Genomic DNA, 22,155 nt, shown 5'->3' with positions numbered 1-22,155 from the left:
ATTTAATACGGGATAAGATTATGCGTTTTCAGACGAGTGTTTGCCTGCTGGCTCTAAGTTTCACGGCCGCCTGTGCAAGTGTTGACCCGAATGAAGCGTATCCGAAAGTTGCACCGTTTGCAGAAACGGTCGCAGTTGGGTCTACTGGCGATGCAGCCGATGATCCTGCAATCTGGATCAATGAGAACAGTCTGGAAGAGAGTCGTGTTCTCGGCACTGACAAACAGGCCGGTGTTTATGTCTACGATCTGTCAGGAAAGGTTCTGCAGTTCCTTCCGATCGGTGAATTGAACAATGTGGATTTGCGGCAGGGCGTTATGTTCGGCCAACAGACGGTGGACCTCGCCGCAGCAACCAATCGTACAATCAATGGCGTGAGTCTTTTTGAAATCTCATCCGATGGCACAGTCGAGCATGCAGGTGATTTTCCGGTAGAAACAATCGAGCCGTATGGGCTGTGCACTGGATATGATGAAAGTGGCTATCGCGTTTTTGTCACCTACAAAACAGGCCAGGTCGAGATTTACTCTTTGGCGAGCGAGGGCGGCGCTTACGCGGCGACGTTAGAAAACACGCTTAAGTTGGAGAGTCAGCTTGAAGGGTGCACATATGATGAATTTCAGAATGTGCTGTTTGTTGGCGAAGAAGCGACCGGCGTCTGGCGCATAGACTTGGATCGTCATCAGGAGTTCTCCCGACGTGCAATAGATCGCGTTGGTTCACCAACAGGTCTCGTCGCAGACGTTGAGGGCATGGATATCTGGCGAGGGCCAACAAATTCAGGGTATCTGGTTGTATCTGCTCAGGAAGGTGATCGTTATGTCGTCTATGAGCGAAGCGCACCAAACCGGTGGGTCGGCACGTTTGCGATCACTGGTACGCTGGATGAAACGATCGATGGGGTGTCGCACACGGATGGCCTCACAGTGACATCTGTTGGTGTGCTGCCCGAATCGCCAACCGGCATTTTGGTGGTTCAGGACGACTCAAATGGCGATGATGGGCTGACCCAGAACTTTAAATTTGTGTCATGGAAAGCGATTGAAGCGGCGCTTTCAGCTCCGGCCAACTGACGAAAACACATGAAACCTCAGTCGGTTCCATTATTTCGCCAATAAACTCAGCTGGGGGCAAAAACTGTTGCATGGAAGACGCGGAATTCGAAAACGTCATGAAAATGCAATGAGTTAAGGGCAAAAAACTATCGCGTTTTTCGGGAAAACTAGCTAAGTAAGAAATGGTGCGGTTTTGCGCCGTACATTTTCCTGCGGCCGTTCAGTATACTTCTGGCGGCTCACACAAGGGGATGGGTATGAAAAAAACTCTTCTGTGCGCCACAGCGGCCTTCGCACTCGCGTCGGTCTCAGGCGCTGCATTTGCTCAGGACGGTTGGTACGTCCGCGGCGACATTGGTTACAACTTTGACGGTACGTATGACTACGACGCTAACGAAGACGTAGCTGGAACACTCGGTGGTCATGGTGACGTCGAGGGTGAGCTTCTTTATGGCGGCGGTCTTGGTTACGGCTTTGACAACGGCTTCCGTCTCGAAGGTGCACTGACATTCCGTAACAACGATCTTGATGTTCCAGGTTCTGTGAACAATCAGGCGTTCTACGAAGCTGGTCTCGCGCCATGGGAGACAACGGTCGTTGCACCTTCAGGTAAGACGTATGGTTGGGATGCCATGCTGAACCTGCTGTATGACTTCAACCGTGATGGCAAATTCCAGCCATACCTCGGTGCTGGTCTTGGTGCTGCTGAAGTTTCTACGCGCACGGTTAACTACTACCTGCTCGATGGTTTCAACAGCACAGGTTACGCTGTAAACGGCATCGACGATTCTGAAACAGGTCTGGCTTACCAGGCGCTGGCAGGTATCGGCTACAAGCTGACAGAGCGTCTGACGTTCGACCTCGGCTACCGCTATTTCGTGGTTGACGATCTGGACATGGCTGGCGAGCTCACAACATATGACAGCACGTACACAGATCACTCTGTTACAGCTGGTCTGCGTTGGCAGCTGTCTTCGCCTCCGCCACCTCCTCCGCCACCACCACCACCTCCGCCACCACCTCCACCACCGCCACCTCCGCCGCCACCACCTCCGCCTCCGCCTAAGCCGAAGGTTGAGCTGCCAGCGTGCTCGACGGTGTCTCGTGAGTTCGTGGTTTACTTCGAGTGGGATGAGTCTGATCTCTCCAGCGAAGCTGCAGCAACGATTGATCGTGCTGTTCAGCAAATCCGTGAGCGTTCTGACTGCTCGATCGGTTCTGTGACCATTGCTGGCCACGCTGACCGTTCAGGTCCTGCAAGCTACAACGTGAAACTGTCTGCGAAGCGTGCGGCTGTTGTTCGTGACGCACTCGTGTCACGCGGCGTCGCTGCTGACATGGTTTCCACGGAAGCGTTTGGTGAGACTCAAAACGCGAAGCCAACGGAAGATGGTGTTCGTGAGCCTCTGAACCGTCGTTCAGAAGTGGTTATCATCGTCAAGTAAGACGGTCTTAGCGACGAAATTAGAAACGGCCTGGCAATCGCCAGGCCGTTTTTGTTTGGGCTGAATTTTTCTGGTGAGTGCAAATCCTGGCCTATGTTTTGCGCGACATTCGAATCTGCCGCATAAATGTATTTCATCCGGATGATGCTGGGGGTTGATATTGCTTGGCCTTATGCGCCACAACTGAGCCACCCCTTGGCCGCTAAGCAAAAAGAAGACACCATTGCAGCGAGCCGTGATTTGAGCGTTAGGGAAGGGCTCGTATGTCTCTGTCGGAGCTGAATGAAACAGATCGCCAACTTCTCTCCTGGATCAAGGGGAGGGGAAAGAGCATGTGTGAGCGCACTGTGGCATGGTCAGAGATAAATTCAGGTAGCTGGAATGCTGAAGGGTTGCTCCAGATGGCACCACTGGTCGCCGAGCGATTAGGCGAGCTACCCGGTAAAACAGAAGAGATTGATGCTGGTGGTATTGAACTCATTTCAAATGAAGGCGGTGCTGTGCAACACCCGACCGGCCCTGTGCTCTTTCACACGTGTCGACCGGAATCGCCGGTTCAGCTTGTGTTGACCGGGCATTATGACACGGTCTTTCCGCCGAACTCAGGTTTCCTGAACGTGAATGATCTCGGAGACGGGCGTCTGAATGGCCCGGGCCTCGCCGACATGAAGGGCGGGCTTATTCTGATGACCGAGGCGCTGAAGGCGATTGAGAAGACCGACCTTGCCAGTAAGATTGGATACAAGATCGTTATCACGCCGGATGAAGAAATCGGCAATCCTGTCAGTGCAGCATATTTAAAGAAGGCTGCGGCTGGTGCGCAGATCGGTTTGACCTATGAGCCGGCGCTGGAGAGTGGCGGGTTTGCCGGTGAGCGTAAAGGAAGCGGAAATTTCTCATTTGTTTTCAAGGGTGTCTCTGCGCACGCTGGTCGTGCACATGCCGATGGACGCAGCGCTATCCGGGCGGCAGCAGAGTTTGTGGTAGGCTTGGAGAACCTGAATGGCGCGCGTGACGGTGTGACCTTCAATACTGGCAAAATCGATGGTGGCGGACCTAACAATCAGGTTCCCGACAATGCGGTGGTCCGCTTCAATGTGCGCGTGCCTGATGCTGAAGCGACGCGTTGGGCGGAGGCGAAAATCAATGAGCTGGTCGAACGAGCAAATACTCAGGACGGTATACACGCCCATATTCATGGTGGGTTTTACCGGCCACCAAAGCCATTCAATGCTGCGCAGAAAGCCCTTTTCACGGGGGTGAAAGAGACCGGCAGAGCCATCGGACTCGAGCTCGACTGGGTTTCGACGGGTGGTGTTTGTGAGGGTAACAATATCTTTTCTGCAGGCGTTCCCAATATTGATACGCTCGGTGTGCGCGGCGGCAGAATTCATTCTGATGAGGAGTTTGTCGTAGTGGACAGCTTTGAGGAGCGCACCGCACTGTCAGCGTTGATCATGTGTCGTCTGGCTGATGGCCGAATGAATGCGCAGGAAATCAAGGAAATGATGGAGAGTGCCGACGTATGAGCAAGCTTGTAATGCGTCCATCGCGCCTTGATGACTTTGATGATCTTATGGAGTTGGCCGAGCTGTCCGGGCCTGGATTTACGAGCCTTCCTGTCGACGAAGAGCTTGTGTCGAGTCGTCTGAATGCCTCCGAGAAGGCCTTTTTACGCCAGCCTTCAGCACCACAGCAGGGCAAGTTTCTGATGATGATGGAGGATGTGGAAACATCGACGACAGCAGGGTGCTGCGCGGTCAAGGCCGGCATTGGAATGCAGCGGCCTTTCTTCAACTATCGCATCATTACCATTTTGCAGTCCTCAAACGTTGTTGATCGGCGTTTTTCTATGGACGCACTCGTCCTGACGAACGAGTTTATGGGCTTCACAGAAGTCGGTACGCTATTTCTGAAAAAGCAGTATCGAGGTGGCGGAGCGGGACGCCTAGCTGCGCAATCGCGCTATCTTTTGATGGCTGCGGCGCCAGATGAATTCGGCGAAAAGGTGCTGGCCGAGCTCCGCGGGGTGGTTGATCCGGATGGCATATCACCATTCTGGGAAGGCGTCGGGCGTCAGTTTTTCGACATGGACTTTCAGGAAGCTGACTATCATTCGGGGGTGACAGACGGTCAGTTCATCATGGATCTGATGCCGAAATACCCAATCTATGTTGATCTGTTACCGTCCGAAGCGCGCGAAGTGATTGGGCGCTGCCATGTCGATGGTATTGGCGCTATGAAGCTTCTTGAATGGGAAGGATTTCGGTTCGAACGGGTCGTCGATATTTTCGATGGCGGGCCTCAGGTTTCGACCCTGCGGGACAATATACGAACCATTCGAGAGTCTCGAGAAGTGGTGTTCGAGGTCGGCGAGATGCTAGCCAGTGGGCACGAAGCACTGGTTTCGACCGATCAGCTCGAGGGCTTCAGAGTGTGCTGGTCTGCTTACGATCTGCGGGGGACGGGTAGGGTCGTGCTGCCTGCGGATACAATGGAAGCTCTGCAAATCAAGAACGGCCACAAAGGCCGAATTTGGATGAGGTCATAGGATTATGAGTAGCCTTTTTATCAATGGAACATGGAAAGCCGGCGGTGGAAAAGCTTTTCAATCGATCGATCCCGCAACGGGAGATGTTGTCTGGGAAGGCCCAGAGGCGCTTGCAAGTGACGTAAACGATGCTTTCTCTGCGGCACGTGCAGCTTTTCCAAAATGGGCGCGAACGCCACTGGACGAGCGCATTTCGATCTTGCGGCGCTATGTGCAGGAACTCGACAAACTTGCAGACGTACTGCCGCAAACCATCTCTCGTGAAGTCGGTAAGGTGCTCTGGGAGACGATGGGCGAACTGAATGCGATGAAGGGCAAGGTAGAGCTCTCCATCACAGCTTATGATGAGCGAACAGGAACGCAGTCCTCAGATACTGATTTTGGGCGTTCAGAACTGGTGCATCGCCCCCATGGCATCATGGCCGTTATGGGGCCATTCAATTTTCCAGGCCATTTGCCAAATGGCCATATCATTCCGGCCCTGCTTGCAGGGAATACGATCGTCTTCAAACCTTCAGAGCTCGCCCCCGCGACTGGAGAATTGCTGGTTAAAACGCTGGAGAAGGCAGGCATTCCTTCTGGTGTCGTGAGTCTGGTTCAAGGTGGTCGCGACACGGGCGCAGCGCTGCTGGATGGCGATCTGAACGGAATTCTGTTTACCGGTTCTGCATCGACTGGGACATTCATACACAAGAAGTTTGGCGGCCGGCCTGATGTGATGGTGGCGCTCGAAATGGGCGGAAACAATCCGCTCATTTCCTGGGATTTTGGTGACGTAGATGCTGCGGCAGATATTGCCGCTCAATCAGCTTTCCTGACGACTGGACAGCGGTGCACATGCGCACGCCGGCTCATCGTGCCGACCGGAAGCCTGGGTGACAAATTGGTAGATGCCGTCATTTCGCGTGCTGACAGGCTTCGAATTGGAGCCTGGGATGAGGATGACGTCTTCATGGGGCCGCTCGTCAGCGCGCATGCTGCCAATGGCGCTGAGGCGTTTCAGAATAAACTTGAACAATGTGGTGGTAAGGTTCTGAAAACACTACAGAACCCAGAGCAGGGCGGCGCGTTTGTGTCTGCCGGTGTCATCGATATGACCGGCGTAGAGAACGTTCCGGATGAGGAATTGTTCGGGCCATTTCTGCAGGTTTACAGAGTGCCGGATTTTGAGACGGCCATCGCAACCGCGAACGATACCCAGTTCGGATTGTCCGCAGGGCTGATAACGGAAAACATGACGCTCTGGGATGAGGCACACCTCAGCCTGAGGGCAGGCATTCTCAATCTCAATCGCCCGACGGCAGGAGCGTCTTCAGCGTTGCCATTTGGCGGGCCAGGGCTTTCCGGCAATCACCGTCCGAGCGCTTATTATGCGGCTGACTATTGTGCCTGGCCGCAAGCAAGCCAGATTGCGCCTGAACCCAAGCGCATGTCCGCGAAAGGCTTTCCACGGTGACAACAGCGTATGAAGTCAATTTCGACGGTCTGATTGGACCCTCGCACAATTATGGCGGCATGTCCGAAGGCAATCTGGCAAGTGCGCGCAATGAAGGTGCGGCTTCCAACCCGCGTGAGGCTGCTTTGCAGGGGCTGGAGAAGATGCGCATTCTGGTCAATGCGGGTCTGAAGCAAGGGTTTCTGCCACCCTTGCAGCGTCCGAATTTCGATTTTCTCTTGCGATCCGGTTTTAACGGCACGAATACGGAAATCATCAAATGCGCTGCGCAAACGGCGCCTGGTTTGCTGAAGGCTGCCTATTCTGCGAGCGCTATGTGGGCGGCGAATTCGGCGACGGTCTCACCGTCTCCGGATACAGATGACAAACGCCTGCATATGACAGTCGCTAATTTGTCGACAATGCTGCACCGAAGTATTGAGTATCCGGATACGTTTCAGAATCTGCAAACGATCTTCGCGGACGAGGCTCATTTCCGTGTGAATCCAGCCTTGCCCGAGCATGCGGACTTTTCAGATGAAGGCGCTGCGAACCATGTCAGACTGTGTGCAAAACATGGGGCAAAAGGTGTCGAGCTGTTTGTCTATGGACGCGAGCACACAGAAGAAACTGCAGGCTTTCCCGCGCGCCAGACAAGGTTGTCCTGCGAGCGCATCGCTGCATCACATGGCTTGAGAAAAGAGCGCACCGTCTTCGCCAGACAATCGCGCGCGGCCATTAATGCTGGTGCGTTCCACAATGATGTCGTCTGTGTTGGCAACGTGCACACACTCTTCACGCATGAACTCGCATTTGAAGAAAAAGAAGCTGTTTATCAATCGCTTCGTGACGCAAGTGCAGGCCTTTTCAATCTGAACATTGTTGAGGTGCCGCAATCGGAAGTGTCGATAGAAGATGCGATCGCGTCCTATCTGTTCAATTCGCAGCTTCTGAGTTTTCCAGATGAAGACCGGTTGGTTCTGTTCGCACCGCTGGAAACGAAGGAGACGCCATCTGCGTATGCCTTCTGCGAAGCCATGGTCGCAGGAAATGGTCCAATCGGCCGTGTTGAATATGTCGATGTGCGCCAATCCATGCGCAATGGCGGCGGCCCTGCGTGCCTGAGGCTCCGCGTTGTGATGACCGATGAACAGCTCGCAGCCGTTAATCAGGCTTATTTGCTGGACAATCAAAAGATCAACGCGTTGCAGGACTGGGTTCGAACCCATTATCGCGACAGTCTAACGCCGTCTGACCTTGCAGATCCTGCATTCGCTGCAGAGGTGAAAGTGGCGCATGAAGCGTTGACGTTGCTGATCAACTCTTTCAATGCCTGATACGGAACACTCTGGGAGAATTTATCATGGCAATGGATAGGACTACGCTGGAAAACCTGCTGCGCACGGCTTTCCCGGATGCAGAGATCAATCTTGTCGATCTGGCTGGAGATGATGACCACTGGAGCGCTGAAATCATCTCGGCCTCCTTCCGCGGCAAGACGCGGGTCGCCCAACACCAGATGGTCTACGCGGCGCTGAATGGACAGATGGGCGGGGAGCTGCACGCGCTTCAGCTTAAAACATCCGCACCGGCCTGACACAGGATACCCGGCGCCATGAAAACCGCCATCGTTGGTGCATCCGGCGCACTTGGGCGCGCTGTTTTTGAGAGACTGTCAGTAGAGGATGCGCAACAGGCATTTGTGCTGACATCACGTTTTCCCGAGCAGCTTGTCTGGGCCAAGGGCAGTAAGCGTGTTGAGGTTAGGAAGCTCGACCTTGAGGATCCTATGCATGCGGCAGCCGTGCTCCGCGACTGTGATCGCGTTGTGTTTTGCCCGATCCTCACTTTGAGTGGCCCGACCGCGCGGTCCCTGAGACAGCTGGATTGTCACGCGCATCTGGTGCTTTTCTCTTCCAATAATGTCGGCATAGATTTTGAGTCTGACGTCTATGCGGCTTTGCGTGCAGAAGAAGACCGTGTTCTCGGGATGGGCGGGGGAAAACTAAGCGCTGTGCGCCCCTGTATGATCTATGGCGATATAGCTGACGGCAACGTCGGGCGGTTGATCGGGCTTGCGAGAAAATTGCGGATTTTACCGATGATGGGGAGCGGCGCCGCACGCCAGCAGCCGGTTCACTATGATGACCTTGCGCGTTTGGTGGCGCGATTATTCGAGGACCAGACCGCTGAACAGCTTGCGATCGCGGCAGGCGGTCCGGACGTGCTTTCAATGACGCAGATGTATAGAACCGTTCAAAGCATTGTACCTGGTCCTGTGTTCATCATCACAATTCCAGGAAGTCTTCTCCGGCTTTTGATCACGTTTTTTGGAACACTCATGAATCTGTCGAACGCTCAGGTTCGACGTTCAGAGACGGACCGCTTGCCAACCTGGCCGTTACTGCCATCATGGACTCCAATCGTGTCATTCGATCAAGGTGTTCGGCGAATTGTAGAAAAGCGCTGACGATTCAGGTTAAGGCACTTGATCTTTCGCGTAGGAATTCACACCTCGCTGGTACGAAATCAGAGGAGCACTGCCAATGAGTGTCCAGGACACCATCAAATCGCAGATCGAAAACAATGACGTCATGCTTTACATGAAGGGCACACCAACCTTTCCTCAGTGTGGCTTCTCATCTGTTGTGGCTCAGATCCTCAACTACCTTCAGGTCGAGTATCAGTCCTTCAACGTGTTGGAAGATATGGACGTGCGTGAAGGTATCAAACAATACTCCAATTGGCCGACCATTCCTCAGCTGTACGTGAAGGGTGAGTTCGTTGGCGGTTGTGATATCATCAAAGAGATGTTTGAGCAGGGTGAGCTGAAGCCATTCCTCGCTGAAAAAGGCGTGCTTGCTGACGCTTGATGGTTCCCATGTGGCTCCATTTGCGGTAAAGCCCGCCGCTTCGCTGCAATGAGGCCAGAATGACTGTTACCGTCAACACAGAACCAAAACGACAGCCCAAAGTCGGTATCGTCTCTCTGGGCTGTCCAAAAGCCCTCGTGGATTCTGAACGTATTGTGACCCGTCTGCGTGCAGAAGGGTATGCGATCGCGCCCGACTATAAAGGCGCTGATCTGGTGCTCGTAAACACCTGCGGCTTTCTTGATAGCGCTCGTGATGAGAGTCTTGATGCCATTGGCGAAGCCATTACCGAAAATGGTCGTGTGATCGTGACAGGCTGTCTCGGCGCTGAGCCGGATGTCATACGTGAGCGTCACCCGAAGGTTCTGGCAATCACCGGGCCTCACCAGTACGAGCAGGTCATGAGCGCGGTGCATGAGCATGTTGCGCCGCCGCCTGACAAGTTTCTCGATCTTGTTCCGGAAAGTGGTCTGCGCCTGACGCCGCGCCACTATGCCTATCTGAAGATCGCAGAAGGCTGCCACAACAAATGCAGCTTCTGCATCATTCCAAAATTGCGTGGTGATCTTGTCTCACGTCCGATTGATCACGTGCTGCGCGAAGCAGAGCAACTCGTGAAAGCGGGCGTCAAAGAGATCATGGTGATCAGCCAAGATACCTCTGCATATGGGCTCGATGTTAAATACGAGCCCCGGATGTGGAAAGATACCGAATATCAGACCCGTTTCTATGACCTGTGCAAAGGTTTGGGTGAGCTCGAGGCATGGGTTCGCATGCACTATGTTTATCCATACCCGCATGTGGACAAGGTCATGCCCTTGATGGCGGATGGTACCATCCTGCCATATCTCGACATTCCATTTCAGCATGCTCACCCGGATGTTCTCAAGCGTATGCGCCGACCGGGGCAGGGCGGGGACAAAGTCCTTGAGCGTATTTTACAGTGGCGCAAGGATGTGCCGGACCTGACTCTTCGTTCAACCTTTATCGTTGGTTTCCCGGGAGAAACGGAAGAGCAATTCCAATTCCTTCTGGACTGGATGCGCGCTGCGAAGATCGATCGCGCGGGCTGCTTCAAGTATGAGAATGTTGAACATGCAGACAGTCGTGTGCTCGACAATCATGTGCGTGAAGATGTGAAAGAGGATCGCTGGCACCGTTTCATGCAAGTTCAGGCGGAAATTTCAGCTGAACGCTCTGCTTCGCAAATCGGCAAAGTTCTGGATGTGATCGTCGATCAGGTTGATGCGGATCAGGACATTGCGATCGGCCGAACGAAAGCGGACGCGCCGGAGATTGACGGTACAGTTCAACTTGCCGAAGGCGGTGAACTAGAACCTGGTATGATCGTTGAGGCGAAAGTCGTTGCCGCGGACCATTACGACCTGTGGGCTGAGCCAGCCTGAAACACAGCTTGATCTCAGACAAATTTGTGTCCCTTAGTGACTGAGTAGGGGACAGGCATGATTTCGTATTTCAAACCAGCATACTGGCGTGCGGCCTTCAGGGATCCGCTCACGCTTCTGGCGATCGCCGTTGATGTCATTCCGGTGGTCTTTGTTGTCTTCTTTGGCTGGGGGGCTGAAGCGCTGGTCCTGCTTTACTGGGCTGAAAACCTTCTGATCGGTGTTGCAACCCTCGTGCGCATGTTCTTGTCAGGTCTCCAAACGCTGGGCGTATTTGGCCTGTTTGTCGGTACGTTCATGACGGTCTTTTTTACGTTCCACTATGGCCTGTTCTGTTTCGGCCATGGCGTCTTCCTCTTTGAGTTTGCGCGAAGTGTTGATCTTCCAGCGGGCTCCATGGCGCCATCTCCAGATACGATGTGGCAAATGTTTCATGCGGTCAGGTTATCCTGGCCCGGAATGGGCGCCGCCTTGATGCTCATTCTTGTTTATCAGCTCGCCGCAGCCATTGCAGACTACTGGCCAGGGAAGACGCAGACCATTCCGAGCCTACAGGAGGAAATGTTTGCTCCATACGGAAGAATTGTAGTCCTCCATATCGGTATATTTGCAGGAGCCGCCGCGTTGATCGCACTGGGTGACCCGATGATTGGCGTGTTGCTACTCATTGTTCTGAGAATTGGCTTCAGCATTGTCGGGCGGACCTGGCGAGATTCGCGACGCGAAAATATTTAAGAAAAAACAGAAGGTTGAGAGCGGTAATTTAATCGCACGGCGATCAAGGAAATACCAAAATCTATCATTACCTTATTGCAAATGATTATTAAAAGCGTTCGCATTACGTGTTTAGTACCATTTCAGTGAGGATATATGGTTATTATTGGGAGTTCTTCGGTGGTGCGGTCCAGCCTCGCAGCGATAGCACTATCGACGACAGCATTTAGCGGCTTGTTTTATCCGGCATTTGCGCAGTCGAAGTCAGTTTCCGATGATGAGAAGGCAGCGGATCGACAAGCGGCTGAAGAGGCTGATGCTCGCATGGAACAGATCGTCGTGACGGCGGCAGGTCGGATTCAGAGTGTGGAAGATGCGCCTGCATCAATTAGCATTATTGGGCGAGAGGAACTTGAGCGGACACCGTATCGAGAAGTTACAGACGCGCTGCTCGACATTCCCGGTGTGACAGTTTCGGCAGGTGAAGGGAATTCACGGGACATTTCCATTCGGGGTATGTCTCCGCAATACACGCTTATTCTCGTGGATGGAAAAAGGCTCAGTGCGCGTGAGGCGCGCACGAACGGGGGAAATATCAGCGAAGGTGGTCTCCTGCCTCCACTGGAGTCGATTGAGCGCATCGAGGTTGTTAGAGGTCCCATGTCGTCACTCTATGGCTCAGACGCGATGGGTGGCGTCGTCAACATTATCACGAAACGTGTTTCTGATGATTGGAACGGAAAGATTCGTCTGAATGCTACGCATCAATTAGAGGATGGTTTCGGCAACTACCAGGATGCCAATTTCTATCTTTCTGGTCCGATCATCGCTGACAAGCTGGGACTTCAGCTTTCCGGCTCTATGAACCACCGAGAAGGTGATACCATAATCGGTGGCACACCAGAGCGAAACGATGACAGTATCAATGCCAAATTCACTTGGCAGGTATCCGATACGCAGTCGCTTATGTTCGAAGCGGGGCGCTACAATCAGGAAGTCATCGAAGTCGCAGGTGAGACCTACGAACCAACGGAAAGAAATCCTGTTGAATTGGGAACACGAACAGAGCAGACACAGGTCCGCAATGTCTTTTCTATTCAGCATGATGGAAGTTGGGGCGATATTACGTCGTCATCATACATTCAGTATGAGGATGCAGTCGGTACTGACGATAACAAATCAATCGAAAATATGGTCGGTCAGACCTCTTTCATCATTCCTTTCAAACAGCATACGTTCAACGTTGGTGGGTTCTATCGAAACGAAAAGATGTTCGACGAGACCAGCAATCGTCTTTCTGATCGCACCAACGCGGAACGAACACAGTTTGCGGTTTTCGTTGAAGACGAATGGCGGCTTGTCGAGAATTTTGCGCTTACAGGCGGCATTCGGATGGATAATGACGAAGAGTATGGTGATCACTGGACGCCTCGCCTGTACGCTGTCTGGAATGTATCGGACGCCTTCACGCTGAAAGGTGGCTATTCTGCAGGTTTCCGGGCGCCGAATTTGCGTCAGACGCTGCCAGATTGGGGGCAAGTGAGCCGTGGGGGCACCATCTATGGAAACCCTGCGCTTGAGGCGGAAACCTCCGAGAATGTCGAGATCGGTCTCTTCTACACCTTCAGCGACCGGCTTCAGGTCAGCGCAACGGCTTATCAAACAAGATTCAATGACAGGATTACACGTGTCACATGTGAGTCGGCAGGTGCCTGGTGTCTGGACGAGCCGCTGAGTTCAATTGGTCGACCACCAACAACTTATGTAAACATTGATGAAGCTGAGATCACGGGCCTCGAATTTACCGCCAGCGCGGAACTGACAGACTCAATTTCACTTGATGGTTCTTTTTCCTTCACAGATTCAGAGCAATTGACGGGTGAAAATGCTGGAGCGGCTTTCAATGATACGCCGGAGCAGCAAGGTAGCCTTGCATTGAATTGGGAGCCGACAGACAAGCTGAACACTTATATTCGTGCTGTCTATCGCGGTGAGGAAGCTGTAACCGAAGCGCAGATCAGTGGTAGCAATACCGTGACCGGGGCCTACACCACCGTCGATTTTGGCGGCAGCTATCGATATGCTGAAAAATCCGAAATCTTCTTCGGAGTTCAGAACCTCTTCAACGAACGCCTGAACTATGAAGAGAGCGGATACACAGTCGACGGCGCTCGCGTATGGATGGGTATTTCTGCTGGATTTTAGTCGGCTTCGTTCTGAAGCTCACGCACCAGAAAGTCAGAAATGGCTTTCTGGAGTGCGCGAGGGTAGAGGAAATGCTCTCTTTCAAGGACCCTTTCGGCAAGCGCATCGGGTGTGTCGTTAGGCATGATCTCAACGCGTTCCTGATCAATAACGGCGCCTTCATCAACACCTGCAGTGACCCAGTGTACGGAGCAACCAGCTTCTTTATCACCGGCTTCGATCGCGCGCTTATGCGTGTGTAGTCCTGGATATTTTGGCAGAAGTGAAGGGTGAATGTTGATCATTCGCCCTTCCCATTGATCAGTAAACCATGGCGTTAGAACGCGCATGAAACCCGCTAATGCGATGAACTCCACATTGTGGAGTTCAAGCGTGTCCTGAACATCTTTCTCGAAGGATTCCCGATCATCATATGCGCGGTGGTCGATTGCCGCGATCGGCAAATCGTTTTCGGTCGCCCACTCAAGACCGGCAGCGGAATAGCTGTTTGAGAGGATCAGAACAGGTTTGGCGAAGCCCTCATCCAGGCAAGCCTGCACGAGCGTCTTCATGTTAGAACCGCGTCCGGAGATGAATATAGCCAGTCGCACCGGCTCTTCACGTTCAGCCATTCGTGAGGTGCCCGTAAATGAACGCATTTGTGCCGCCCGCTTTGAGCACTTCAACAACCTTTTCTGCCTTGTCAGGTGCCACACAAAGGATCATGCCGACTCCCATATTGAAGGTCCGGTACATTTCAGCTTCTTCGACCTGACCTACATCCTGCATCCAGGAAAAGACCGGAGGTGGCGTGAAGTCATCGCCGTCACGCACCGGCTTGAGATTATCTGGCAACATACGCGGCAGGTTTTCGGTGATCCCTCCACCTGTAATGTGCGCAAGCCCTTTGACCAGATTGTCTTTGATGAGGGGCAGGACGCTGGTTACGTAGAGCTGCGTTGGTTCCAGCAAGGCTGCGCCAAGTGTTTTGCTATCGTCGAACGGAGCCTGATCTGACAGGGACAATCGCGAACGTTCGACAATCTTGCGGATCAGGGAATAGCCATTTGAGTGAGGGCCGCTCGAAGGCAATCCAATCAGGACGTCGCCTGTCTGCATTTCAGAAAGCTTTGGAAGAACATCGGAACGCTCAACTGCGCCAACGACGAAGCCCGCCAGGTCATAATGGCCGGGCGCATACATGCTCGGCATTTCTGCCGTTTCGCCACCAATCAGAGCGCAACCAGATTGCTTGCAGCCTTCCGCAATGCCTTTGACCACATCGCTTGCAATATCCGTTTCCAGTTTTCCTGTCGCAAAGTAGTCAAGGAAAAAGAGTGGTTCGGCACCCTGAGCCAGAACGTCATTGACGCACATTGCGACCAGATCGATGCCGATCGTACTGTGAAGGCCAGCTTCCTGCGCGAGCAAAAGTTTCGTGCCGACGCCGTCGGTTCCGGAAACCAGGATGGGATCATCATATCCACACGCTTTCAGATCAAAGAGGCCTCCAAAGCCCCCAAGATCGGAAGCGACGCCGGTCCGACGGGTCGCCGCAGCAAGCGGTTTGATGCGATCGACAAGCGCATTACCAGCATCGATATCGACGCCAGCCTGGCGATAAGTAAGCGGTGATGATTCTGTCATGCGCACGCGTTATCATGACTTCACCGTAATCGCCATATTCTGTGTCTTTATATCATCAAAAAGGGCTGGTAGGACGTTAGCATGAAACCGATTTCGATTCTGGCCGGTGCGTTTGCGGCACTTTCTCTCAGCTTCAGCGCTGCCAGTGCTGATACGAGAGCGATTTACACGATCTCCAACATCTCCGTGGACGAAGAAGCGCAGAATACGCGCCAGGCGGAAGCTGAGGCATTTGCGACAGCCAAAGTCGAAGGCTTGCAGCGATTGGTCCGGAAGATCACGCTCCCTGAAGATCGAGACGGGATAGGAAACAGCTTTTACAGCTACGCAACGGCGAATGAGTTGGCCTCGGCTGTCGATGTGGACAATGAGAAGCGAAGCTCGACCGTGTATCGTGCCGACCTTTCGGTGGTCTTCAATCCTGTACGGGTTCGTTCCCGGCTTCAGCAGCTCGGCGTGCCATATGTCGATCGGCAATCGCCGCCAAGCCTAATCGTACCGGTGTCTGAAGATAGCAGCGTGCTGGAAGACTGGCGCGAAGCCTGGCCGCGAGCAGACCGAGGGGCGCTAAATCCGTACGTCACCGGGCTTTCGTTTTACAAGGCGACCGATAATTGGTCCGCTGTTTCGAGCGAGGTTCGTGCATCTGGTGCAAGCGATGCCGTGTTTGCTGAACTATCCGGTGCCGAAGGCAGCTATCGTGTCCGTCTGACACGTGTGTCTGGAGGCGACAGTATGGTTGTCGGTATGACAGGCGCTGTTGCGACCATCGAAGATGCAATGCTAGCTGCCACGGAATATCTCGACACGGTCTGGAAACGACAGGCCATTGTGCGCAGCAGTGAGCGCACCACGTCCAGCGCGACAGTCCGCTATAGCAATCTGCAGACCTGGGCGAAGCTTCGTGCCGCGCTTTCGAGTTCAGCGCTGGTATCTGATTTTCAGGTCGACGCCATCTCCCGCGACGGTGCCTTGGTAACATTCCGCTATGCAGGCGATGATACGCGTCTTGCAGGTGAACTCCGTCAGCGCGGCGTCATTCTAACAAGAGAGCCTTCGGGCTGGGTTATGGAATCTGCCCTCGGTGGGTAGCCTTTAAGGTGACGTGATTATGTCAATGGGAGAGCAGTTCAAACTCACTTTCCCGCAGGCCGTCCCGCCACTTGATGCCTTGCTTTACGGGGCGCAGGGGCGCGCCTCTCTGCGTGTGTTAAGGCAATGGCGGGAATGGCCGAAATCGTTCGTGGCGCTAACAGGTCCCGTTCGATCTGGTGTCACAACCGTTCTGAAGTCCTGGGCGAAAGAGTTTGAAGGACGATATCTCGTACCATCGGACTGGATGACATTGAGCCCTAATGAGCAGGCGGCGCTGCTGGATCAGCCGCTCGCCCTCGACGATGTTGATCAGGTTGTGCCGTCCAATGCTTTGCTTACGGTTCTCAACCTCTCGGCTGAGCATAATATGCCAATCGTTATTGGCGGCCACGGCAACGCTGCGAATTGGCATTTTGAGCCCAAGGATCTTGTTTCCCGACTGTCCGCGGCAACGACTCTTGTTTTGCCCACGCTAGATGAAACGAATTTTCCGAGACGACTTCGCGCAGCGTGCTTGCGACGCTTTATCGATTTGCCGGACGAAACGCTCGCCTATGTGAAGCACCGACTTGAGCCAAGCTATGAAGCGATTGAGACGTTTGCTGCAGCGCTTGATGACGCGATGACGGAACAGCAGCGCCCGGCCACTGTGCCCCTGGCGCGCAGCGTTATGCATGCGCTCACAGATTATCAGGATAAGGATGATGGTGCTGATCTTGACTGAGCACCTGATTGAGGGATTGAAAGGGTAGGCGAATGACTTCCGCACCACGGACCGCTTCAAGAGGGTCTGGCAGACATGGTGGCAAGATAACCATGTCGTCTCCAGAGCGTTTCATTGACCGGGAGCTCTCCTGGTTGAGCTTCAATCAGCGCGTATTGGAGGAAGCAGAAAATCAGAGCCATCCGTTACTGGAGCGCCTTCGCTTTCTCTCGATATCGGCGAATAATCTCGATGAATTCTATATGGTTCGCGTTGCTGGTCTGCGCGAACAAGTCCGTGCCGGTGTCGTGCGCCCGGGCCTGGATGGCCGCACGCCTGCAGAGCAGCTTGTCGCCGTCAATGACCGCGCCACGCGGCTAATCGGTGATCAGCAAATCCGCTGGAATGCCCTGCGCAAGGAACTGGCCGAGAACGAAATCGAAGTCCTGAGCTTCAATCAGGTTCCGAAGGCAGACATGGTCTGGCTTCGGAATTATTTCATGGCGAACATCTTTCCAATTCTGACACCTTTAGCTGTCGATCCGGCCCATCCATTCCCGTTCCTTCCGAACCTCGGTTTTGCGATCGCGCTTGAACTGACCGCAAATGCAAGCGGTGAGATGATGAAGGCGCTGGTGCCGCTGCCAAGTCAGGTAAATCGTTTCATTCGGCTCCCAAAGCAGGCGCGGAACAAGGATCTGATCCGGTTCCTGCCGCTTGAAGATCTGATCAGTCTCTTCCTCGATACCATTTTTCCGGGCTTTTCCTGCGAGAAGAAGTGCTCGTTCCGCGTTGTCAGAGACAGTGATATCGAAATCGAAGAAGAAGCCGAAGATCTCATTCGCGAATTTGAAATCCTTCTGAAGCAGCGGCGCCGTGGCCGGATTGTTCGCTTGAAGTTGGACGGTAATGCCGACGAAAGCCTGAAGAACTTCATCATTCACGGTGTTGGTGCTGAAGCTCAGGACATCATAGAGGTCGACGGCATTTTGGGACTTGCTCAGTTGTCCGAGTTGATTGTCGATGAACGACAGGATCTGGCGTTCACGCCGTATGAGCCGCGTTTTCCCGAGCGTATTCGCGAACACAATGGGGATTGTTTCGCAGCCATTCGCACGAAGGACATGATTGTCCACCACCCATATGAGTCTTTTGATGTGGTCGTGCAGTTCATCAAGCAGGCGGCACGTGATCCGGATGTAATCGCGATCAAGCAGACACTCTATCGGACCAGTAAGAACTCACCAGTTATTGCCGCGCTTGTAGAAGCTGCAGAGAGCGGAAAGAACGTTACGGCGCTTGTCGAAATCAAGGCACGTTTTGACGAGGAAGCAAACCTTCGATGGGCGCGTGATCTCGAGCGTGCGGGCGTGCAGGTTGTCTACGGATTTATTGAATATAAAACGCATGCTAAAGTCAGTCTGGTTGTGCGTCGTGAGGCTGGCGAGCTGCGAACTTACACCCACTTTGGGACAGGCAATTATCACCCGATTACGGCGAAGATTTATACTGACCTGTCGCTCTTCACAGACGATCAGGCGCTTGGTCGCGATGCCGGGCGCGTCTTCAACTATGTGACCAGCTATGCAGAACCGCCAGACCTTGAGAAGGTCTCGCTGTCGCCGCTTCATATGAAGAACGACCTGATCCGCATGATCAAAACCGAGATCGCAAATGCCAAGGCCGGGAAACCAGCGGGCATTTGGGCCAAAATGAATTCATTGGTTCATGATGAAATCATTGATGCGCTTTATCGGGCCAGCCAGGCGGGCGTACGTGTTGAACTCGTCATTCGCGGCATTTGCTCACTGCGTCCCGGCGTGCCTGGGCTGTCGGAAAACATCTATGTGAAGAGCATTGTCGGCCGTTTTCTGGAACACTCCAGAATCGTCTGCTTTGCCAACGGCCATGAATTGCCATCAGACGAGGCAAAGGTCTTTATTTCGTCAGCTGACTGGATGCACCGAAATCTTGATCGTCGCGTGGAAACGCTTGTTCCGCTGGAAAACAGCACGGTGAAGCGACAGGTTCTGGACCAAATTATGGTCGCCAACCTGAATGACGATATGCAAAGCTGGATGCTGAAAGCCGACGGTTCGTATGAGCGCGTTGTTCCAGAAGGTGACGGATTCTCGGTGCATAGCTATCTCATGAAGAATCCGAGCCTGTCAGGTCGCGGAGAATCTCTTGCCGCAAGTTTGCCGCCCAAGCTCGACCCAAAGCCTGTGAAAGGCGCGCATGAACACTCTTGATCCTGTAAAAGCACGACGCCCCTTGTCCTGGCGGCTGGGGCGTCCTCCAAAGCCGCGTCAGCAGGCTGTGATCGATATCGGTTCAAACTCCGTGCGCCTTATTGTCTATCACATTACAGGGCGAAGCATCGTCCCCCGTATCAATGAAAAGGTTATGGCGGGACTTGGAAACGGTGTTTCGGAGACCGGCAAACTCTATCCAGAGGGTGTCAAATCTGCGCTCACGGCGTTGTCCCGATATGAGGCGATCTGCGCGTCAATTGGCGTCACGGATATTCGCGCCATTGCGACCGCAGCCGTGCGCGAGGCAGATGACGGCAAGGACTTCTGTGACGAAGTACTGGACACGACAGGTATCCGCGTGCGCGTTCTCACGGGCGCTGAAGAAGCCCATTTTGCGGCGCTTGGGGTGGTCGCAGCTTTGCGCAAACCGACCGGCCTTATCGGCGATCTCGGGGGCTCAAGCCTTGAGCTTGTGAAGTGCAATGAGGGCAAGCTTGCGACGGGGAAAACCTATCGGGTCGGACCGTTGGCGCTTCAGGCTGCCTCCAAATCATCTCCTGCCGATATTCAGGCACGGATCGATAAGGAGCTTCAGTCACAAGGCAAAATTCCGAAGGCCGATGTCTTTTATGCCGTGGGTGGCGCGTGGCGCGCATTTGCCAAGGTTTATATGCACTATAAGCATTACAGCCTGCATGTGCTTCAGTCCTACAGCATTCCTGCAGACGAAGCGGTCGCGCTTTGTGATCTCCTGATTGATCCCAAGAGCAAGGTCCAGAGTCTCGCGAAATCAGTGGCGGGCAAGCGGTACGCCAATCTGAACCTGACGGCACAAGCGCTGAAGAGCGTGCTGCTGGCTTGTGGCGCGAACCGGATGACCATCTCAGCCTACGGAGTACGTGAAGGCCTCGTCTTCGATTCGATGGAAGAAGAGTACAAAGGGCTTGATCCAATGCTGGCTGGTATCACCAGCCTGGCAAGGCCGGATACAAGTCAGGTGCATTTTTCAAGCGGTCTTCGAGAGTTCATGCAAGGCGTACTCTCGACGCTTGAGCCTGTCTTTGGTGAAGACGGTAAAACAGACATGCGTCTGATCACGGCGTGCTTTATTCTGGCTGACATTGGGGCAATTATGCATCCTGATCACCGGGCAGACATTGCACGTCAGATTGTATTGCGTGGTCCCTACACAGGCATTGATCACGCGGGTCGCGTATTTATGGGACTAGTGACGGGCTTTCGGTACAATCGTAAATTCCATCTGACTCAGTTGGAACACAACACATTGTCTGTTGAGCAGGTACAGCGTGCAAAAGAAATTGCGTCGCTGATCCGTGTTGCTGCTGAATTTTCCTGTCGAACCGAACGTATTCTCAAACGCGGGTATCTCTCCGTTGAGGACGGTAAGCTCATTCTCAACATTAGGCCGCGATATAAGCAGCTTGTGTCAGAGAGCGTTTTGCGACGTCTGGGGCAGGCCGCGAATATTTTGGGGCTGGAGCCGGAAGTCCCTGTCTTATGACGGTGACTTCGCGGCTGCTGTGACATCAAATAATTGGATGTCGCCTTCATTGAACGTGATGGCGAGCCGGCCATTTAGCAGGTCTTCAGCGCGCTTGCCAAAAACATCATACCGCCAGCCGGTCATGACATTGGTTTCGTGCCCTTCGCCTGCGGCGACGCGCTCAAGATCTGCAGAGTTTGCGACCAGACGAGGCGTGATTTTTTCTTCGTCACAGATCTGCTTGAGAAGAACACGTAAGAGATCGGCTGCACCAGCTGGTGATGGCGCACGTTGCTTTGGCTTTTCGACAAAAGGCGCGACCTCATCCACATTGTCGAGTGCGTAGTTGATCGCCTGGATCAGGCCTGGGCCATGCCGGGACTTTCCGAAGCCGCGAGGAACAGACCGGAGCCTTTCAAGCGCTTCGGGCGTCTTGGGGCGTTGGTCTGCAATTTCCTGCACAGCGTCATCTTTCAGGATACGTGTGCGGGGCCGATTGAGCTCTTGTGCCAACGCTTCACGCCAGACCGCGACTGATTTCAAAACTGCGAGATAGTCCTTCCGATTGCGTCGGATCTTCATACGTTTCCACGCATTTTCAGGATCGCTCTCATACAGTTCGGCAGATGCCAGCAAGTCATGGTCTGCCGCCACCCAGCTCCAGCGATCCAGCGAATCCAGTCGACCCGACATTTTCGCATAGACCTTGCGGAGATGCGTGACGTCGCCCAGCGCGTAATGAAGTTGCTTCTGGCTGAGCGGGCGCCGGGTCCAGTCCGTAAACTGAGACGACTTGTCGATTTGCTTTCCGGTTAGCTGGGAAACGAGATTGTCGTAAGAGATCGAGTCACCGAGTCCGAGCGCCATAGCAGCAACCTGGGTATCGAAAACAGGCGCAGGCGGCTTTCCGAGTAAGCGATAAAAGATTTCCATGTCCTGGCGTGCGGCATGAAACACCTTAGTGATGCGCGTGTTTGCAAGAAGTTCCAGAAAGGGTGTCAGATCCAACCCCTCGGCCATTGGATCGATAATCCCTTCGACATTTTCGCCAGCAGCCTGAATCAGACACAGCGTCGGCCAGAAAGTTGATTCGCGGTGAAATTCGGTGTCGACGAAGATAACATCGTTCGATTTGAGCGCGTCGCAGAACTGATTGAGTTCGTCTTGTTGCTCAATTACATTGATGTCGGCTTCACTCATTCGCTTGTTTGCCTTTCACTCGCTTGACAAGAGCCCTTACCCTGTGCCGTTTGCGCAGAAAATACTAATCCTATGTACGGAGTCTTCC

The 22,155-nt window shown here is 53.6% G+C and carries 19 protein-coding genes; 16 read left to right on the top strand and 3 right to left on the bottom strand.

The genetic code is table 11. The features are described from left to right. The first annotated feature begins 20 nt into the window (after positions 1 to 20). The 12 genes from ACFQDM_RS18935 (at position 21) to ACFQDM_RS18880 (ending at position 13,684) form a co-directional block, all read left to right on the top strand. Entirely contained in the window at positions 21 to 1,073 is a 1,053-nt protein-coding gene (locus ACFQDM_RS18935; protein ID WP_377382181.1) for a phytase, read from the top strand. Positions 1,074 to 1,312: 239 nt separating this feature from the next. Continuing rightward, positions 1,313 to 2,500 carry an OmpA family protein gene (locus ACFQDM_RS18930; RefSeq protein WP_377382178.1) on the top strand — a complete coding sequence of 396 codons (1,188 nt, stop codon included), beginning with the start codon at positions 1,313 to 1,315 and terminating at the stop codon, positions 2,498 to 2,500. Positions 2,501 to 2,763: 263 nt separating this feature from the next. Then, entirely contained in the window at positions 2,764 to 4,029 is a 1,266-nt protein-coding gene (locus ACFQDM_RS18925; RefSeq protein ID WP_377382175.1) for a hydrolase, read from the top strand. Continuing rightward, a complete protein-coding gene (locus ACFQDM_RS18920) occupies positions 4,026 to 5,051 on the top strand; it encodes an arginine N-succinyltransferase (protein ID WP_377382173.1) in 1,026 nt (341 codons plus the stop codon). Before ACFQDM_RS18925 ends, ACFQDM_RS18920 begins: the two co-directional genes overlap by 4 nt. A gap of 1 nt (position 5,052) precedes the next feature. Beyond that, on the top strand, positions 5,053 to 6,507 hold the full coding sequence (gene astD / locus ACFQDM_RS18915) for a succinylglutamate-semialdehyde dehydrogenase (protein ID WP_377382509.1): 1,455 nt from the start codon (positions 5,053 to 5,055) through the stop codon (positions 6,505 to 6,507). Next, complete coding sequence (locus ACFQDM_RS18910) at positions 6,504 to 7,823, top strand: N-succinylarginine dihydrolase (RefSeq protein WP_377382170.1); 1,320 nt, start codon at positions 6,504 to 6,506, stop codon at positions 7,821 to 7,823. Before astD ends, ACFQDM_RS18910 begins: the two co-directional genes overlap by 4 nt. A 26-nt stretch (positions 7,824 to 7,849) precedes the next feature. After that, positions 7,850 to 8,083 carry a BolA/IbaG family iron-sulfur metabolism protein gene (locus ACFQDM_RS18905; RefSeq protein WP_377382167.1) on the top strand — a complete coding sequence of 78 codons (234 nt, stop codon included), beginning with the start codon at positions 7,850 to 7,852 and terminating at the stop codon, positions 8,081 to 8,083. Positions 8,084 to 8,101: 18 nt separating this feature from the next. Beyond that, complete coding sequence (locus ACFQDM_RS18900; protein WP_377382164.1) at positions 8,102 to 8,956, top strand: NAD-dependent epimerase/dehydratase family protein; 855 nt, start codon at positions 8,102 to 8,104, stop codon at positions 8,954 to 8,956. Positions 8,957 to 9,032: 76 nt separating this feature from the next. After that, positions 9,033 to 9,359, top strand: a complete 327-nt coding sequence (gene grxD / locus ACFQDM_RS18895; protein WP_377382161.1) for a Grx4 family monothiol glutaredoxin — start codon at positions 9,033 to 9,035, stop codon at positions 9,357 to 9,359. A gap of 59 nt (positions 9,360 to 9,418) precedes the next feature. Continuing rightward, positions 9,419 to 10,765, top strand: coding sequence for a 30S ribosomal protein S12 methylthiotransferase RimO (rimO, locus tag ACFQDM_RS18890; RefSeq protein ID WP_377382159.1), 1,347 nt, complete (start codon positions 9,419 to 9,421; stop codon positions 10,763 to 10,765). A 57-nt stretch (positions 10,766 to 10,822) separates the two neighbouring features. Continuing rightward, positions 10,823 to 11,500, top strand: coding sequence for a DUF6498-containing protein (locus ACFQDM_RS18885; RefSeq protein WP_377382156.1), 678 nt, complete (start codon positions 10,823 to 10,825; stop codon positions 11,498 to 11,500). A gap of 159 nt (positions 11,501 to 11,659) precedes the next feature. Further along, positions 11,660 to 13,684: a TonB-dependent receptor domain-containing protein gene (locus ACFQDM_RS18880; RefSeq protein WP_377382153.1), complete on the top strand. Its 2,025-nt coding sequence runs from the start codon at positions 11,660 to 11,662 to the stop codon at positions 13,682 to 13,684. On the opposite strand, the gene purN is transcribed toward ACFQDM_RS18880, so the two are convergent. Both purN and purM read right to left on the bottom strand, forming a co-directional pair. Then, positions 13,681 to 14,322 (bottom strand): phosphoribosylglycinamide formyltransferase, encoded by a 642-nt coding sequence (gene purN, locus ACFQDM_RS18875; protein ID WP_377382151.1) that lies wholly within the window; start codon positions 14,320 to 14,322, stop codon positions 13,681 to 13,683. The two genes, ACFQDM_RS18880 and purN, sit on opposite strands and share 4 nt — an antisense overlap. After that, positions 14,288 to 15,310: a phosphoribosylformylglycinamidine cyclo-ligase gene (gene purM / locus ACFQDM_RS18870; RefSeq protein WP_377382149.1), complete on the bottom strand. Its 1,023-nt coding sequence runs from the start codon at positions 15,308 to 15,310 to the stop codon at positions 14,288 to 14,290. Before purM ends, purN begins: the two co-directional genes overlap by 35 nt. An 81-nt stretch (positions 15,311 to 15,391) precedes the next feature. Between purM and ACFQDM_RS18865 the strand changes: the two genes are divergently transcribed. From ACFQDM_RS18865 to ACFQDM_RS18850, 4 genes are read left to right on the top strand one after another with little or no spacing between them, the layout of a single operon-like run. Then, positions 15,392 to 16,402, top strand: coding sequence for a DUF2066 domain-containing protein (locus tag ACFQDM_RS18865; RefSeq protein ID WP_377382146.1), 1,011 nt, complete (start codon positions 15,392 to 15,394; stop codon positions 16,400 to 16,402). Positions 16,403 to 16,421: 19 nt separating this feature from the next. Next, entirely contained in the window at positions 16,422 to 17,129 is a 708-nt protein-coding gene (locus tag ACFQDM_RS18860) for a hypothetical protein (RefSeq protein ID WP_377382143.1), read from the top strand. Positions 17,130 to 17,161: 32 nt separating this feature from the next. Next, entirely contained in the window at positions 17,162 to 19,360 is a 2,199-nt protein-coding gene (locus ACFQDM_RS18855; RefSeq protein WP_377382140.1) for an RNA degradosome polyphosphate kinase, read from the top strand. Continuing rightward, a complete protein-coding gene (locus ACFQDM_RS18850) occupies positions 19,347 to 20,885 on the top strand; it encodes a Ppx/GppA phosphatase family protein (protein ID WP_377382138.1) in 1,539 nt (512 codons plus the stop codon). The genes ACFQDM_RS18855 and ACFQDM_RS18850 overlap by 14 nt, the downstream gene beginning before the upstream one ends. On the opposite strand, the gene rnd is transcribed toward ACFQDM_RS18850, so the two are convergent. After that, positions 20,880 to 22,067 carry a ribonuclease D gene (gene rnd, locus ACFQDM_RS18845; protein ID WP_377382135.1) on the bottom strand — a complete coding sequence of 396 codons (1,188 nt, stop codon included), beginning with the start codon at positions 22,065 to 22,067 and terminating at the stop codon, positions 20,880 to 20,882. The two genes, ACFQDM_RS18850 and rnd, sit on opposite strands and share 6 nt — an antisense overlap. Positions 22,068 to 22,155 lie beyond the last annotated feature (88 nt).

Source organism: Ponticaulis profundi (assembly GCF_042659465.1).
Classification (GTDB): Bacteria; Pseudomonadota; Alphaproteobacteria; order Caulobacterales; family Hyphomonadaceae; genus Ponticaulis; species Ponticaulis profundi.
This window is presented reverse-complemented; position numbering and strand designations above follow the sequence as displayed.

Excerpts from the sequence above, each read along its gene's own strand:
- ACFQDM_RS18905 (WP_377382167.1), top strand. The coding sequence starts at position 7,850 with ATGGCAATGGATAGGACTACGCTGGAAAACCTGCTGCGCACGGCTTTC.
- grxD (WP_377382161.1), top strand. The coding sequence starts at position 9,033 with ATGAGTGTCCAGGACACCATCAAATCGCAGATCGAAAACAATGACGTC.
- ACFQDM_RS18860 (WP_377382143.1), top strand. The coding sequence starts at position 16,422 with ATGTCAATGGGAGAGCAGTTCAAACTCACTTTCCCGCAGGCCGTCCCG.
- ACFQDM_RS18935 (WP_377382181.1), top strand. The coding sequence starts at position 21 with ATGCGTTTTCAGACGAGTGTTTGCCTGCTGGCTCTAAGTTTCACGGCC.
- ACFQDM_RS18885 (WP_377382156.1), top strand. The coding sequence starts at position 10,823 with ATGATTTCGTATTTCAAACCAGCATACTGGCGTGCGGCCTTCAGGGAT.
- ACFQDM_RS18930 (WP_377382178.1), top strand. The coding sequence starts at position 1,313 with ATGAAAAAAACTCTTCTGTGCGCCACAGCGGCCTTCGCACTCGCGTCG.
- ACFQDM_RS18865 (WP_377382146.1), top strand. The coding sequence starts at position 15,392 with ATGAAACCGATTTCGATTCTGGCCGGTGCGTTTGCGGCACTTTCTCTC.
- rnd (WP_377382135.1), bottom strand. The coding sequence starts at position 22,067 with ATGAGTGAAGCCGACATCAATGTAATTGAGCAACAAGACGAACTCAAT.
- rimO (WP_377382159.1), top strand. The coding sequence starts at position 9,419 with ATGACTGTTACCGTCAACACAGAACCAAAACGACAGCCCAAAGTCGGT.
- ACFQDM_RS18900 (WP_377382164.1), top strand. The coding sequence starts at position 8,102 with ATGAAAACCGCCATCGTTGGTGCATCCGGCGCACTTGGGCGCGCTGTT.
- purM (WP_377382149.1), bottom strand. The coding sequence starts at position 15,310 with ATGACAGAATCATCACCGCTTACTTATCGCCAGGCTGGCGTCGATATC.
- ACFQDM_RS18925 (WP_377382175.1), top strand. The coding sequence starts at position 2,764 with ATGTCTCTGTCGGAGCTGAATGAAACAGATCGCCAACTTCTCTCCTGG.
- ACFQDM_RS18850 (WP_377382138.1), top strand. The coding sequence starts at position 19,347 with ATGAACACTCTTGATCCTGTAAAAGCACGACGCCCCTTGTCCTGGCGG.
- ACFQDM_RS18855 (WP_377382140.1), top strand. The coding sequence starts at position 17,162 with ATGACTTCCGCACCACGGACCGCTTCAAGAGGGTCTGGCAGACATGGT.
- purN (WP_377382151.1), bottom strand. The coding sequence starts at position 14,322 with ATGCGTTCATTTACGGGCACCTCACGAATGGCTGAACGTGAAGAGCCG.
- ACFQDM_RS18920 (WP_377382173.1), top strand. The coding sequence starts at position 4,026 with ATGAGCAAGCTTGTAATGCGTCCATCGCGCCTTGATGACTTTGATGAT.